General features: G+C 60.5%; 14 protein-coding genes. 5 read left to right on the top strand and 9 right to left on the bottom strand.

All coding sequences use genetic code 11. The features are described 5' to 3' along the window. The 5 genes from LVD11_RS09240 to LVD11_RS09220 all read right to left on the bottom strand — a co-directional run bounded on the left by LVD11_RS09240 (position 1) and on the right by LVD11_RS09220 (position 6,252). Positions 1 to 231 carry a hypothetical protein gene (locus tag LVD11_RS09240; RefSeq protein WP_237058223.1) on the bottom strand — a complete coding sequence of 77 codons (231 nt, stop codon included), beginning with the start codon at positions 229 to 231 and terminating at the stop codon, positions 1 to 3. 34 nt (positions 232 to 265) lie between these two features. Beyond that, positions 266 to 2,356, bottom strand: a complete 2,091-nt coding sequence (locus LVD11_RS09235) for an SUMF1/EgtB/PvdO family nonheme iron enzyme (RefSeq protein WP_237058222.1) — start codon at positions 2,354 to 2,356, stop codon at positions 266 to 268. A 290-nt stretch (positions 2,357 to 2,646) separates the two neighbouring features. Continuing rightward, positions 2,647 to 4,221 (bottom strand): hypothetical protein, encoded by a 1,575-nt coding sequence (locus tag LVD11_RS09230; RefSeq protein ID WP_237058215.1) that lies wholly within the window; start codon positions 4,219 to 4,221, stop codon positions 2,647 to 2,649. 61 nt (positions 4,222 to 4,282) lie between these two features. Next, complete coding sequence (locus LVD11_RS09225; protein ID WP_237058212.1) at positions 4,283 to 5,494, bottom strand: hypothetical protein; 1,212 nt, start codon at positions 5,492 to 5,494, stop codon at positions 4,283 to 4,285. Between the two features lie 17 nt (positions 5,495 to 5,511). Beyond that, entirely contained in the window at positions 5,512 to 6,252 is a 741-nt protein-coding gene (locus LVD11_RS09220; RefSeq protein ID WP_237058210.1) for a hypothetical protein, read from the bottom strand. 79 nt (positions 6,253 to 6,331) lie between these two features. Between LVD11_RS09220 and LVD11_RS09215 the strand changes: the two genes are divergently transcribed. Next, positions 6,332 to 6,538: a hypothetical protein gene (locus LVD11_RS09215; protein WP_237058208.1), complete on the top strand. Its 207-nt coding sequence runs from the start codon at positions 6,332 to 6,334 to the stop codon at positions 6,536 to 6,538. 462 nt (positions 6,539 to 7,000) lie between these two features. Here the strand turns inward: LVD11_RS09215 and LVD11_RS09210 are convergent, their stop codons facing one another. Beyond that, entirely contained in the window at positions 7,001 to 8,125 is a 1,125-nt protein-coding gene (locus LVD11_RS09210) for an energy transducer TonB (protein ID WP_237058206.1), read from the bottom strand. An 815-nt stretch (positions 8,126 to 8,940) separates the two neighbouring features. Here LVD11_RS09210 and LVD11_RS09205 point away from each other — a divergent pair. Both LVD11_RS09205 and LVD11_RS09200 read left to right on the top strand, forming a co-directional pair. After that, positions 8,941 to 10,008, top strand: a complete 1,068-nt coding sequence (locus LVD11_RS09205; RefSeq protein ID WP_237058205.1) for a branched-chain amino acid aminotransferase — start codon at positions 8,941 to 8,943, stop codon at positions 10,006 to 10,008. A 477-nt stretch (positions 10,009 to 10,485) separates the two neighbouring features. Next, positions 10,486 to 11,082: a Yip1 family protein gene (locus LVD11_RS09200; protein ID WP_237058204.1), complete on the top strand. Its 597-nt coding sequence runs from the start codon at positions 10,486 to 10,488 to the stop codon at positions 11,080 to 11,082. Positions 11,083 to 11,099: 17 nt separating this feature from the next. Here LVD11_RS09200 and LVD11_RS09195 read toward each other — a convergent pair whose 3' ends face one another. Then, positions 11,100 to 11,570, bottom strand: coding sequence for a hypothetical protein (locus LVD11_RS09195; RefSeq protein WP_237058203.1), 471 nt, complete (start codon positions 11,568 to 11,570; stop codon positions 11,100 to 11,102). A 358-nt stretch (positions 11,571 to 11,928) separates the two neighbouring features. On the opposite strand from LVD11_RS09195, the gene LVD11_RS09190 reads away from it, so the two are divergent. Next, the gene (locus LVD11_RS09190; RefSeq protein WP_237058202.1) at positions 11,929 to 13,236 is read left to right on the top strand and encodes a parallel beta-helix domain-containing protein; all 1,308 of its coding nucleotides are present in this window, start codon (positions 11,929 to 11,931) and stop codon (positions 13,234 to 13,236) included. After that, positions 13,229 to 14,380, top strand: a complete 1,152-nt coding sequence (locus tag LVD11_RS09185; protein WP_237058201.1) for an SO2930 family diheme c-type cytochrome — start codon at positions 13,229 to 13,231, stop codon at positions 14,378 to 14,380. Before LVD11_RS09190 ends, LVD11_RS09185 begins: the two co-directional genes overlap by 8 nt. Positions 14,381 to 14,443: 63 nt before the next feature. Here LVD11_RS09185 and LVD11_RS09180 read toward each other — a convergent pair whose 3' ends face one another. Further along, on the bottom strand, positions 14,444 to 14,836 hold the full coding sequence (locus LVD11_RS09180) for a lysozyme family protein (RefSeq protein ID WP_237058200.1): 393 nt from the start codon (positions 14,834 to 14,836) through the stop codon (positions 14,444 to 14,446). 33 nt (positions 14,837 to 14,869) lie between these two features. Beyond that, entirely contained in the window at positions 14,870 to 14,968 is a 99-nt protein-coding gene (locus LVD11_RS09175; protein ID WP_237058199.1) for a hypothetical protein, read from the bottom strand. Position 14,969: the final 1 nt, after the last annotated feature.

Below are 14,969 nucleotides of genomic sequence, written 5' to 3'. Positions count from 1 at the left end.
TCAGATATCGATCGGGTAGGACACGGACAGGTCTTCGGAAATTTCTTCCGATGCCTCGTAGTTGTCCACGTCGCTTTCTTTACTGTTGCTGTCGGGAGCGCGGGCTCGTACATTGGCTGCATCCTGCTCTTCAGCCGGAGTTGCTGTGTCCCCTCCCTGCGGTTCCTGATCCTGCGCGAATCCCACGAGCGGCAGCAGAATGAACGCCAGCGCCAACCAGATTTGTTTCATTGCTTCTCTCCGTCTGTCCGCTGGTGCGGAATTCCTAATAGACCCAACGGGCAACGCGGAAACCCACATCGCTGCGAGGCTCAGCACCGTAGTCCCTGAACGACAGGCGCAATTCGGTAAGTCCCGCATGACGCCAGCTGGAACCACGGATTACATGGTAATCACCATCCTGTGGGCCCACAGGGTTCTCCTCCCGGCGCATTGAGAGGCCGGTGCCGATGGTGTACAGGTCGTGGATCCATTCAGACACGTTGCCACCCAGGTCATACAGGCCCAACGGGTTGGCGCTGTAACTGGCCACCGGGGCAGTGGCGGCATAGCGGTCGCTGTAGGAACGCAGTACAGCGGGGACCAGCTGTGCGGCGTTGTTGTCGGCATAATTACCGGAGTTCTTGCGCACCGGTAATTCGTTGCCCCAGGGGAATTTCAGCATAGCGCCGTTGCGAAAACGTGCGGCCCAGGCCCATTCAGCTTCCGTGGGCAGGCGGTAGCCGTTGGCGCTGGCGTCGAACCCGGTAACACGGCTGCCTTCAGAGCGGTAGACCGGTTTCAGGCCGTCGCGCTGGCTGAGCCAGTTACAGAACAGCGCGGCGTCGGACCAGCTGACATTGACCACCGGCAGGTTGTCATTGTCGAGGCTTACTCCATTGACGTGGCTTGAGCTGTGCATGCGCTTGAAGCGCCGGAACTGGCGGTTGGTAACCTCGGTCGTACCGATATAGAACGGCCGCGTCAGGGAAATCTTGCGCATGACTTCGTTGGCGCGTCGACCCTGCTCCCGCCGTGAGGATCCCATGGTGAACTGTGCATTCGGGCGCATCAGGAGCATGCGGCCACCCGCACCGTGGGTGACCTCCGCAGGGATATTGCTCCAGCGGGCTTGTTCTTCAGTCAGCAGCACCGCGCGCACGGTCTGCTCCAGTTTGGCACTGGGTATGACACTGGTCTGGTAATCCTCGTAGCCCTGCTTGCGTACCAGGATGTTGTGGCTGCGTGCGGGTAGGGTGAAGGTTTCGCCTGTATTGCCGGCCAGCTCCCCGTCGATATAAACGCGTGCGTTCGCCGGGCTGCTGGTGATTTTTACCCGGCCGAATACAGCGGACAGGTCCACTTTGATTTCCCGCGCCACGCCGGGGCCTATCTCCACGCGGCGTTCCACTGAACCGAATCCATCCTTGAAGAAGCGGATCTGGTGCACACTGTCCGGCGCCAGTTCCAGTTCCATTGGCGTCTGTCCACGGAATTCCCCGTTGACGGTGACGCTGGCGCCGGAGGGACTGCTGGCCACGCGCAGGAGGCCATCGGCTGCGGCGAGTTCCACCGGAGCCAGGGTCTGGTCGACACCGGCGGTAACCGCCACGGGGACTTCTGCAGTTTTGTGGTCGGGCAGCGAGATCTCCACTATCCGGTCTCCCTGGATCAGCTGTGCCGTCAGGGGGGTGGTGCCGATGACCTCGCCCTCGACCGTTACCGTGGCCCCCGGCGGATGGCTGCTGATCTCTACATCGGCCCAGGCGGGCCGCAGTCGGGCCTGCAGTTGCTGGGTGTTATCCAGGCCCTCGATCTCGACTTCCCGGGTAAATGGCAGATAGCGATCGGTCTCGATCGTGACACGCTTGGTACCTGCAGGAATATTTTTTGCCAGGCCGTTTTCAGCGGGTATCTCCTTGCCGTTTACCAGGATGCGCACTGGGACAGGAGGGTCAGTGATCACCTGAAGGTGGCCCGGCAGGCGTTCGAGTTTGATCGCGCGGCGGCTGTGATCTTCACTGGTGACTTCCACTTCTCCGCTCTGTGGGAGGTAGCCGGTGGCGCTGATTTCATAGCGATACGTGCCTGGAAGCACCAGGTGGCCATCGCCGAGGGGCAGGGCCAGGCCGGAAACACTGACATTGGCGTCTGCGGGTTGGGTTTCAAAGATCAGTGAGCGGGCCACCAGCAGGTAAACCAGAATCAGCATGCCCAGCAACAGTGCGGCTGCGACAATCAGGGCACGTGGGGAAAACAGCAGCTTGCGACCACCTGCCTGTGTCACGACCGGGGTGAAACCAGCTGGCTGGATGATCGAGAAGTCTTCGTCTGCGCGATCTTGATCGCGAACGGGTACCGCTTCCTTCGCTGTCATTAGTGAATCCCTGTTACTGCGTAGTTATCGCTTTATCGCATGGGCGCCGGCTGTTGCCCGGGCAGCGCTGGGGGATGGTGGATTCCCGCGCCTTTCGCTGCCTGTCTTTTCCAGTGACATAAAGCTTAGCTCGCTCGTGCTTGCGCCATGTCCCTCGCGCCGCTGTTTGTCGCGATATTCCTTTTATCGCCAGCACCGGGCAGGCGAACCTGTCCAGCTTTTGGAAACGGCCGGACCAGCAACGAATTGGATCAGTTAAATGGAGGGCGGTTCAGTGCCTGGCGGCGCTGCTAACCGTTATTGGCACCGTTTATTTTCTCTGCGCACCGGATGACGACTGTCGGTGTCTCGGCCCCTGGAGTTACGGTAAATTCACGACGCACATCCCGATAGCCGTCACGCCTTCCCACCGCGGTGTAGCGGCCCGGCTTGAGCGTAATCTGGCGCTCACTAAAGTTGCCCAGCGTACCCACACGGTAAATGGATACCCGGGTGCTGCTGTCCGACTGGAACAGTACGGGCACTGGGATCACGGCCTGGGTCAGCGCGGTTTCCAGCGCTTCAATCTGGGATTGCAGTCGCGGCCCATCGGCATCGATCTGGCGAGCGTCAGCCAGCACCGTGCGCGCGTGCGCGTTGCGTTTGCTGCCACCCAACGACAGCGGATCGTCGAGCAGTGCCTGGAGCTGGTCGTCCAGTGTGGCCCTGGCCTGGGCGCGGGCCTTGCCGGTGATCGCGTTGACCAGGCTGCTGTCGGTTGCCAGCAGTGCCCTGTAGCTATCTACGGCGGCATGCCACTGTTCGGATGCCTCTTGTTGACGGGCCTGGCTGAACAGGCGTTCGACGCGGGTCTGCTCCAGCCCATTGGCTGCTTGCTGCAAGCCGACGGCAGGGTCCTTCGCTGCGGGCTTGAGTTCCTGCGCCCGTTCGAATGCAGACTTGGCGACCGCAAAATTACTCTCAGCAATGGCGGCATACCCCCTGGACATGGCCTCGCTGTAATCGCGTTCAGTGATCGCGGCGAGCACATTCGGCAGTAATTTGCGGGCCGGGCGGGTCTCGTCATCCAGCGCGAGAGCCTGCTCCAGGGCCCGTTTCGCAGTGTCCAGGTCATTGGCGGCGAAGGCAGCACGTCCGCGGTTGACCTGTTCCCAGACCTCAGGCAGTTTTTCTGCGCGTGCCTTGCCCCGGGTGCCGCGCGGGTGCTCTTCGGAAATGGTCAGGACCAGGTCAAAGGCACGGTGTGCGGCATCGGCATCACCGTTGTCCAGTGCCCTGTTGCCCTCGGCCAGATGCTGCTCGATTCGCTCTGGAACGCTGTCGCGGATTTCCTGCATCGCGGCCAGGGCCCCCTCGTACTGGCCGAGCGCCTGCTGGAACTTGCGCTGTCGATAGGTTCCGTCCGCTTCTTCCGCCAGGCCGCGAGCTGCAGAAAAATCCTCGCCAGCCCAGATTTCCACGCGGCGTTCCTGCAGCTCTTCCTGAAGGACGAATATTTCCTGGAGGATCTCCTGTACACGGCGGCGCTGGCGTGCGATTTCCGCATCGGTATAGGGGGATGCCTGTAGCTTCGCCGGCCGGTTTGCCCCGGCGGTCGCCGATGTGACCGTCGTCTGGGAAGAAGTGACTTTGACGGCCGGTTTTTCCACTGCCCGGGGCAGAAGCCAGAAGACCCCGACTACCCCCACGACCAGAGCGGTTCCCAGGAAGATGGCCGGCAGGTTACGGCGGGAAGGGGGACGCCTCCCTTCCTGCGCAGTGGTCGTGGACTCCCGAATGTCGGTACGGCCGGGCTTGCCACCGAAGCGAAAATCGGCGGGCTCTATATAGCCATCGTCTTCGGGGGACTGATCGCGGTGTTGCATAGTCATTCCGCATTGCTGTGATTATTGTCCGGCGCCCGCCATGTGGACGGGCGCGCGTTGATCAGATATTGGTTTCCAGCGCACCGGTTTCGGTTTCGTAAATCTCCTTGAGGATTTCACGCCACTGCCGGTACTGGTTTTCCACTGTGCCGGAAAGGGTCACGGTGCGGTCTTCCAGCTCGACAATTTGCGGCTCGACTTCGGCCTGCATGGAATCACCCAGCTCCTGCAGGGCCTCGATGTGCATTTTTGCCTCGCTGCGGCGGTCGAAACCACTCTTGACCAGGTAGCCGCCACCGGCGATAGCCACATGGCCCGCCTGGCGTGCGGCACCACCCCCGGCACCGGCGGCGGCGATCCCGCCGATAATTGCGGCTGCGCCCATGATGGTGTGGTTGCGGGCTTTGCGTTTCAGTTCGCGCATCTGCTGCACTTCCTCGAAGCTGAGCGAGCGCCACTCCTGGTAGGGGGTCTCCATGGATTTTACGAAGGTGCCGTAATATCCCTGCAGGGTGTCGACAAACAGGTAATCACGTTCGCGGATGCGTCGCACACGCTGCAGCATCGGATCATCCTGGGCGGGCAGGGCTTTCAGCTGATAGATCCCATCCTCGTTCTGGCTGAGGTAGCGGGAGAAGGCACCCGGAGAAAAGCTGCGGGCGAAACGCATCTCAGAAATGGCGCGCAGCTCGGCGATATATTCACTGGACAGGCCCTGGCGATATTTGAGCATGTCATTGGCGATACGATTGTAAATGCCCTGGAAGGCATCCCCTTTGGTGGGGTGCTTGCGATCGTAGGCATACTGCGAGGCGCGCTCGGAATACTCCCTGGTAAACCACTGCTGGCCGCGGGAGTCGGTGACCGTCACTTCCACAGTAAGGGTCTCGCCGTCAGACTGGAGGATCCGGCCCTGGACGGTCACATCGATATTGGTGCGAGTGCTGGGGATTACCCGCACCGGACCCCAGCCCTGGCTCCCCTGTAGGGATTCCGCGAGCGTCACGGCGATATAGCGTGATTCGGCCTGGCGCAACTCGGGGAATACCAGTTCCTCTTCATCCACCTCCGCGGTGGCCAGTCCCGGATCGAACTGCACCACACCCACATCCAGCAGGCGGTCCTCCGGGATGGTGGCGTCCTCTACCGTCAGTGGGGTAAACGCGGTCGTGCGCACCTCCGTTGTCGCACAGGCGCCTAGCAGCAAGAGGCTGCCCACCAGCAGGTAGCGGCGCAGTGATTGTGCGGTGGACAACAGTCTGGGCAAGTGCATGGTAATTCCCTCCGCTGTTACTTCTTCGCGTTTTTATATTTCCGGTATTCCTCCCACAGCCGCTCGCGCAGCTCGGGATCCTTCTCGCGCATGGCGGCCTCGCGGATCTGGCGTGCCACTACATCGTCGTCATCACCCTGGGGGATGTCGGCGGGTACGACAGAACCGCTGCCACTGTGGTCATATTCACCCTTGCGCCCGGCAGTCGGCATGCCGGGGCCGGTGGCCTGCCCACTGGAATTATTCTGTTCCGGGCCACTGCCCTCCTCGCCCCCGGCACCACCGCCCCCGGGGGGAGCGGGAATTTCCGCTTCAGCGGACTCGATCAGGTCTTCGAGGGACTCCCCGGGCGGGGGCTCGTCCATGGACTCTTCGCTCTCTTCCTGGGAGGCCGGGCGATTACGTACATAGTCCCGCTCCCGCAGAATCATCCCGTCGTAGCTGGCCATGGTGGAGTCGAACTCGCCCTCCAGCTCTGCCACGCGCTCGGCGGCGGTGGCTGGTGCCTCGTTGGGGGCGCTGTTGCCACTCGGCGGGCTGCCCGCGCTGGCCGGGGCGCTGGCGCTGGTGGAGGCTCTGCTGGCCTGAGCGGATGCGTCACTGGAAGCGCTGCTGGCGTTTGCGGCACTGCTGCTGGAGGCACTGCTACTCGAAGAGGAAGCACTGCTACTGGAGGAGGAAGAGGTTTGCTCCTCCTCGGAGAAGTCGATGTCCTCCGGGGGCTGGCCCTCGTTGCTGGAGGAGGGATCGGGGGGCATACGCCGTTCCTGTGGTTCCGCTTCGGATTCGCTGTAAACCGGGGTCGATGGGGAGTCCGGTCGCGCTGTCGGGTCGGGCATGCTGTCCCCGGCCGAACTGCGGCGTCTGGATTCCTCGCTGCCCGAATCAGATGCAGTACTGGTCTGCTGGGTGGACTGTGGACCCGACTCGATACTGGGCATGGAGGTATTCGGCTGGCCGCTGCTGGTATTGGGCGTCGAGGACGAGCTGCTGCGGCTGCTCTGGGGGCTGCTTTGCGGCGTATTGCTGGCCGTGCTCGGCTGACTCTGTGAGCTGCTGGAGGACTGTGACTGCGAGCTGCTGGACGGTTGTGATTGGGATTGTGACTGGGATGGCTGAGCCGGTGGCTGTTGCTGTGTCTGTTGACTCTTGCAGCCGGCGATAACGGCGCTCAGTACCACGACCGAGGCCAGGGTGTGCCAGCCCGGGGTTTTGCTGCGCTGTGAAAATACCGCTTTCCCTGGTGTCATTTTCTCTCTCCTGATGCGCCGGTGGGCGCCTGTCGGGCTCGAGTGATCGGTGCGGTGCACGCCGACTCTGCCAGCTTTCAAATTGGTTCCTGTATTACTGCGGGGCCGGAACTCTGCATTTTTCTCGGGCTTTCTCGCCTCTGTCGCAGCCTGTTCTGTTGGACCTGCGGCGAGGCCCCTGGTTTGGTTGAACCTGTCTCCGGGGCGTGCCAGCTCACCCGGCTTGACGATGCTGTCGTGCGAACTATCAACCAGGTTAGTCAAAGACGAACCGTTGCACGATACCCACGGTATCCACCGGTTCTCCATTCTCGAACCGGGGCCGGAACTTGGCGCGCTTGAGAACATTTTTGACACGGGAGCGGATGACCACACTGTCTCCCGGGCTGGAGTTGAGGATCTCTATGTTGCGCGCTTTGCCGTAGGCTGTTACGTCGTAAGAAACGGTCACATAAGACTGGGCCAGGCCCCCGCGATCTTCGTCCAGCATGGGCAGGTCGGGCAGGGCGGCGGGACGGCCGAAAATGGCGTCTATCTCTCGGTTGGTGGCGCCGTTATCCCACAGGGCATGATAGGCCTCACCATAAGTTTCCCGGGCTGAGTGCCACTTGTTGAACATCATGTACCAGTCTCCCAGCTCCACCTTGGCCTTGGCCGAGGCAGCGGGGGGCGACTGTGGGTTCTTCTGGTAGACATCGACAATGCGCGCAATGGCCTTCTTCCCGGTACTGAAGCTGTTCATGCGGAAATGGTCGAGTTGCGCCTGCCGGTGGTTATTGTCGAATCCCCCGCCGGCGAAACTGGTGTTCACTACCACCGGCGGCTGGGGTTCGCCGGCATAGGTGGCCAGGTAATAGTTCGTCGCCTTGAGTCCCCGCAGTGCTTCAACCAGCCGCAGGTCGTTGGCCCCGAAATTCTGCGTGATAATGTCTACCGCCAGCTGGTAGAGATTGGTGGCACTGATGAGGTGCTCGAACAGTGTTTCGCCTTTCTCCTCCACGTAGGCCTGCAGGTGCCAGCTGCTGAGGCGCTCTATGACTGGCAGCATGCGAGGGTCACTGTCGCCGTAATTCTGTTCGTGTAACCAGTAGAGGTATTCCTGGTTGTCGTTGGCATCTCCCCACTGATTGAGTGCAATCTGGCTGTCGATCATGCGCTCAATCATGGGAACCTGGTTGAGCGAGTAGAGCCCCTCATTGACACGATTTATCAGCATTGCCCGGCGGAACTCGCTGATCGCCTCCTCGTGCGCACCAGATTTTTGCAAGGCAGTGGCCAGGCCCACCAACTGTTCATCAATGCCGGTGCCATAGGCGCCGTGCTCGGCCTCCATATCCTCAATACGTTGCCGATAGCGCTGTACCGCTTCGGATGGACGCAACTGTCGGTGGCGTGGCTCGCTTTCAAGAGGTTGAGAAGCTGCTTCGATAAAGGCCGGCGGAGGGGCGCCGGTATCAGCCGGCGCGGGCTCAACTTCCGCCCACGTATCGCTGCACAGCAGAGCTGTGGCTGTAAACATCAAGCCGATAGCAAAAGTGCTGCTGGATTCTGTCTGTGTCACGGTTGAACCACTTCTGTTCCATGTTTTGCCTCACCCGGCCGCGAACCGTGGCTCGCGAGTGGTCGGGCATGATTTCCGTGCGATACATGCCGCCGGAATTTCTCTCCCTGAAGTGTGGTTCGGTTCCCAGTCCTTGACTGTGCCCGGAGGTTTTCAGTTCCGGTCTCCGCGATTTTCTGGCGGTGCAATAAACCGCACTACTGTTCGCGGGAGGCCCCTGTCACCTGTTCGCCGGCGTCACCGGGGCGTATTGATGAGTATAGTCAAGCGTCGTCTGTCGCCCGGTGCGGATGACGGTAAAAATTGTTGCGTCCCTCGACAGGCTATTACGCACAGTAGCACCGGGCCGGTTTGGTCGTTGCCGAATACGAAGTGCTGCATGCCACAATTTCATGTTGATGGAAGTGCCGCATTAGACGGCTTGGTGACCCTGAGGTGTATTCTGGTCAGAGCCGGCCGAGGGTTGCCTGGGGGAGGCCGGCAGGTGACAGCGTGGCCGGTGAAAGGCTTCTCCTACAAAGTGTGCCTTTGTATCTTCATTCGTTGCGCGGGCCCGCCATTACCGGCAAAGAGAGTTTGGATTCGTTGTCGGCAGGGGCCATAATCGGCACAGCGTTGATACAGGAGATCTCCCAGTGAGCATTTATATTGACCCGGCAGTGGCGAACAGCCTGCGGGGATTTGAAATGCCCGAGCGGCTCGGGTTCGGCACGGTGATGGCACCGGTGATGTTTCGTGCGGTCTGCCAGGATGGATGCTGGAGCAGCGGTGAGCTGGTGCCCTATGCGCCCCTGGCGCTGGACCCCGCGGCCAAGGTGCTGCATTACGCCCAGTCCTGTTTCGAGGGGATGAAAGCGTATCGGACCAGGAACAGTGGCGTTAACCTGTTCCGCCCCGAGCGCAATGCCGCGCGGATGGCGCATTCCGCAGAGCGCCTGTGCATGCCCCCGGTGCCGGAGGCTCTGTTTATGGATGGTGTCCGCACTGTGGCCGCCTACTGCGCCAACCTGGTGCCGGCAAACAGCGGCGAGTCCCTGTACCTGCGCCCCTTCCTGATCGGTACCCAGGCGGACCTGACGGTATCTGCGAGCACTTCATACGAGTTCTACGTGATCGCCAGCCCGTCAGAGGCCTATCATGCCGGCCATATGCGCCTGTGGGTGGAGAGAGAGGATTCCCGCGCTGCGGTTGGGGGGACCGGGGACGCCAAGGTGGGCGGTAACTACGCGGCCTCGCTGCTGAGCATCTCGCGCCTTAGGGCACGGGGCTATGACCAGTCCCTGTGGCTCAACCCGGGTAACCGCCATACCGTCGACGAGCTGTCGGGCATGAACTTCTTTGCCGTGATGGAAGGGGAGCTGCATACCCCGAAGCTCAATGGTTCAATCCTTGAAGGGGTTACCCGCGATTCCCTGATCGACCTGGCTGAAGCGCAGGGCTATACCGTGCACGAGCGGGACATCGATATTGATGACCTGCTTGCGCTGGTCAGGTCCGGGACCTGCAGTGAGGCCTTTGCCTGCGGCACCGCTGCCATTATCAGCCCGATCAGTGTCCTGGGTGACGGTGAGGTCCAGTATGAGTTGACGCAGGTTCCGGGGCCGGTTTCCGAGCACCTGCGCCAGGCATTGCTGGATATCCAGGAGGGCAGGGCGGAAGACCCGTTCGGCTGGATGCAAGCGGTGGCGCCGATTGAGGTCTGAACCGGGGCGTACGGTTTGTCTATCTGGTTGGTGGTGCGCCCAGCTCTAAGCCGGGACTGTGCCCGTCATTCCGATTCTTCGTGACTACCTTTCTCGCTCAGTCGAATTGCCGGGTTGATCGGTAGCATTGGTCTGCCCCGGTTGTTTCCTCTGGAAACGCTAAGGCTGGCAGTGACGCTTATTGCCGTAGCGTCGTTGACTTGTATGCCGTGAGTGATACAACAGGCGGTGAGAATAAAAACAAGCTGGAACCTCGGGAATGACCTTCGGGCAGTATTCCTCACTTTGACAAGACGTATCCAGAGCAAATTGAGACCGGTCATCCCCGACCGTCTTGAATCCCGCGAGCCGTGCAGTCCGGTCGGGAGCGGGGAGGCGCCATATGCCTTTACAAGCATAAATCAGAGGAAGTAACAGCAGTACTGAAGCAGTAGCGCCTTGGCGGAATGTTCCTTGCGTTGAGTGAGGAGAAACGGGATGTTGAGCTACATGTTCGGAATGCTGGTGCACCCGCGGCAGCAGTGGCAGCAGATCGGGGGCCTGTCCGAGAAGGGCCTGCGCCGGCAAATCCCCTATGCCATTGTCCTGGCACTGTTGCCGGCCCTGGCGTGGTTTTACGGTACCACCGAAATCGGGTGGAGCGTGGGTGGCGGCGACCCGGTCCGGGTCACCAGCCAGAGCGCGCTGTCGCTGGTGGGGGCCTTTTACCTGGCCATGGTGCTGGGGGTGGTTGCCGTCGGTTACTTTATTCACTGGATGGCAAAGACCTATGGTGCGGACACCTACCCCATGAAGGGCATGGTGATCGCTGGGTTTACCGCCACACCCATCTTTATCGCCGGGCTGGCCGGGTTCTATCCGGTACTCTGGCTGGATATCCTGATTGCGATGCTGGCCGTCGCCTACGCCGTCTACCTGCTGTATACCGGCATCCCGATCGTCATGGGGGTGTCGGAAGAGCGCGGCTTCCTGTTTGCCAGTGCCATCGTCACTGTGTCACTGGTGATGGCGGTGGTGGTAATGGTTGCTACGGTGCTTTTCTGGAGCTTTGTTTCCGCGCCGGTATTCCACTGAGTGCAGGCGATCGTCGGTCACTCGCCTTGTTCGGGCAGGTAACTATATTGGATCCGGTAGCCGTTGGGCAGGATCAGTTCCTGCTCTGCGGGGCTACTGCGGTCCAGCTGGATTTCAACCAGTGACTTCACCACGGGCCGGGGTTGGGTATCCCGGCAGTGGATCTTCATCGCCTCGATATTGCGGTCTTCGCTGACCACCGCATGTTCCACGATCCGTAGCAGGATGGTGTCCCGGGCCAGTTCCAGCTGGTAGCCGGGTCCGTTGGGCAGGGCCATCCGATATTTCACCGCCCCCCAGGGACCATCACACTTGATCGCCTGATATTCCCTCACAGCCCCCTCTTCACCAAGTATTGCGGAAGCGAAGTCCGGCCCATCCCTCTCGACCTGCTGCTCAATCTCGAATGTATCACCGTGATCGGTCAATAGTTTCAGTTGCAGGGTGCCGCTGGTATGGGCCTGGCTGGTGAAGAGGGCAAAGAGCACGGCGAGTGAGGAGGCCAGTCGGTTGGGAGAAAAGTGCCCCGAAAGGGCCCCGGGAGGGTTTGCTTTTGATGGTACGCCCGAAAGTGCTCGCAGTTTCATGGTGCCTGGCCATCTTCGAGTGACTGCCAAGACAATACACAGCCACCCGCCGACCGGCAAGTGGCCCCCCAGGCCTTATTGCCGGATCGGCCGGGGATAGGCTAGGATTGGCCTGTTTGCAGCCCCGCCATTTTTTGCGGTTTTTAATTGGTACACATGTACCAGGTAGGCGGATGGCGGGGTGTAGGGCCAGATGGAGCTGCGGCCCGGGTAGCAGATAACTCGAACAATAGAAGAACCTGAATAAAAGGAAATTCACATGAAGACCACTGCCTATATGGGCCTGGCGCTGGCTGCTGTACTTGCTGCGGCCTGCTCCCGGGACAACAACCCCGGTGGCGATATCTCTGGAACAGCCGCAGCGTCAGCGAGCGCGGACTTCCAGAAGCAGTTGCTGAAACAATTGATCTCCGCCAAGCCCGGCGATGTTATTGAACTCCCGGCTGGCAATTTCGCCCTGAATCGCAGTCTTTCCCTGAACGTGGATGGTGTGACTATCCGTGGCGCCGGGATGGATGAGACAGTGCTTTCCTTCAAGAACCAGATCCAGGGGGCCGAGGGCCTGCTGGTGAATGCCAGCGACTTCACCATTGAGGACCTCGCGATCGAGGACACCATCGGTGACGCACTGAAGGTGAACGAAGGCGAGAATATCGTCATCCGCAACGTGCGGGTGGAGTGGACCAATGGCCCTGCCACGGAAAACGGGGCTTACGGCATTTACCCGGTACAGACGGAAAACACCCTGCTTGAGGGCAATGTCGCCATTGGCGCATCGGATGCGGGAATCTATGTGGGCCAGTCACGCAATGTGATCGTGCGTAACAACCGGGCCGAGTTCAATGTTGCGGGGATCGAGATCGAGAATACCATCGGCGCTGATGTCTATGACAATATCGCCACCAACAACACCGGCGGCATCCTGGTCTTCAATATGCCCAACCTGCCGCAGCCGGGCCACAGCACCCGTGTCTACGATAACCGTGTATTTGAGAACAATACCGGGAACTTCGGCCACGAGGGCACGCCGGTGGCGGCAGTCCCTGCAGGATCCGGGATCGTGATCAATTCCAACGACAATGTCGAGATCTTCAATAACAAGATCGCGGATAATGACACGGCCAATATTATCGTCAGCAGCTATTACACCGCGGGCTACTACTCCGATAAATCCACCCAGGAAGCCTTTGACCCCTATCCCGAGGGCATCTTTATCTATGACAACGAGTTCACCGGTGGAGGCGCCTCACCTGACCATATTGAGCTGAAGGCCCTGAAGCTGGCCAAGTTCGGTCTGGGCGGCAGCCTCCCGGACATTCTCTGGGATGGGGTCGTGAACAGTGAAAAGCTGGTGGATGGCACATTGCCGGAACCCCTGAAACTGTGCATTGACAACGGTGATGCCGGCATCATCAATATCGATGCCTCCAACGACTTTAAGAATATATCCACCGATATTGCACCGCACAGGTGTACCCTGCAGAAACTGCCCCAGGTGGTGCTGGAGTTCGACCAGGTCGAGCCGAAAAAAACTGATATGGCTAAACTAGAGGCGGAAGATGCGTAAGCTGTTGTGGGGCGCGGTGCTGGCCCCGGTTTTTGCACTCGCCCTGGGCGGCTGTGATGCACCAAGAAAGCAGGTGGCAATTTTCGAGCGCGACGCGGTTCCGGAAAAGCTCAGTGACTGGCATATCGTGGAAGCCATCGACGGTGAATTGCTGCCGAACGACGGTGTGCTTCCCTATGACCTGAACACGGCGCTGTTTACTGACTATGCCCACAAACTGCGCACGGTCTGGATGCCCCCGGGCACCTCGGCAGAGTACGCGGATGAGCGTTTCGAGTACCCTGTGGGTACGGTTCTCAGTAAGACCTTTTACTACCCCCGGGATACCAGTGGCATCCAGGACGCAGTACTGCGCACCGATGACTACAGCCGTGATTATGTCGCCGGCCGGACCGGTGAGGCTCTGGACCTGGACAATGTACGGCTGATGGAAACCCGCTTGCTGGTGAAGCGTGCGGGCGGCTGGCAGGCCCTGCCATACGTATGGAACGCGGAGCAAACCGAGGCAGTGCTGGAAATTGCCGGCGACGCCAGCCGCCTGCAGCTGGTCAGTGAGAGCGTCGAGGATGCTGGTTTTACCTATGTGGTGCCGGATGCGAACCAGTGTGCCGGCTGCCATGCGGACAACCATACCGACAAGGCGATCATGCCGTTGGGCCCCCGGGCCCGCCACCTGAACAAGGACTATGCCTACGGGGACGGGACGCGAAACCAGCTGCTGCACTGGCAGCAGCTGGGTTACCTGAGCGGCTTGCCGGAAATTACAACAGTACCGCGCAACGTGGATTTCGCGGATAGCAGCGAGTCGCTCGAAGCGCGCGCCCGATCCTACCTGGATATCAACTGTGGCCACTGCCATAACCCGGCAGGTGCCGCCGATACATCCGGGCTGATGCTGCACCACCTGGAGTCCGACCGGCGCAAGCTGGGCCTGTGTAAGCCACCGGTAGCGGCGGGGACCGGCAGCGGCAATCGCCTGTTTGCCATCGTCCCGGGAGAGCCGGAGGAATCCATCCTCAATTTCCGGGTTGAAACCACCAACCCCGGTGCCATGATGCCGGAACTGGGACGCAGCCTCGAGCACGAGGAGGGCACGGCATTGCTGCGGGAGTGGGTGGCCTCGATGGGAGGCAGTTGCAGCTGACGACAGCTGGCGCATCTACCGTAAATGCCAACAATTGAGCCGGCGGTAATTCCGCCGGCTTTTTTATGGTGCGGGGACCCGCACCTGCACCAGGCCCCGGGTGTGTGATTCGCGACACTCCGTTATGTGTGCCAGGCCTTCCAGTTGCCCGGTCACCCAGGAAGGCAGGGCTGCGCAGGTAAGGCTCCCCACTTGCTGCTGCCGCTTAAAGGCCTCCAGAAGGGAAACATAGGTCCTGAAACGAGCGGCTATCTTGCGCACATAATCGTAAGGTTCGTGGCCTCGGGCATAGCCGTACCGTGCTTTCTTATAGTACTTCTCCTGTGAGAGCAGCAGCATGGCTTTCTCGACGCTGTTGAACCACACTTTGTGGTCCCAGCCCTTTTCCTCTGCCAGGTCCTGCGCGTCGTATACATGGCCCAGGTCGGCGTTGTAGGAGGCCAGGGTGAACCACATCTGGTTTTCCGGGGTGATACCTTTGTCCTCGAACTAGCGGTGAAGCCATTCCAGATACTTCAGGCCCGCGCGCACACTGGTCTCCGGCTCGAACAAGTTGGTCTCGCCAACCTGCTTGCCGGTATCGGGCATT

It is taken from the genome of Microbulbifer sediminum (assembly GCF_021729035.1).
GTDB classification, from domain to species: domain Bacteria; phylum Pseudomonadota; class Gammaproteobacteria; order Pseudomonadales; family Cellvibrionaceae; genus Microbulbifer; species Microbulbifer sediminum.
The sequence above is the reverse complement of the archived record's forward strand: the minus strand, read 5'-3'. Positions and strand labels throughout refer to the sequence as shown.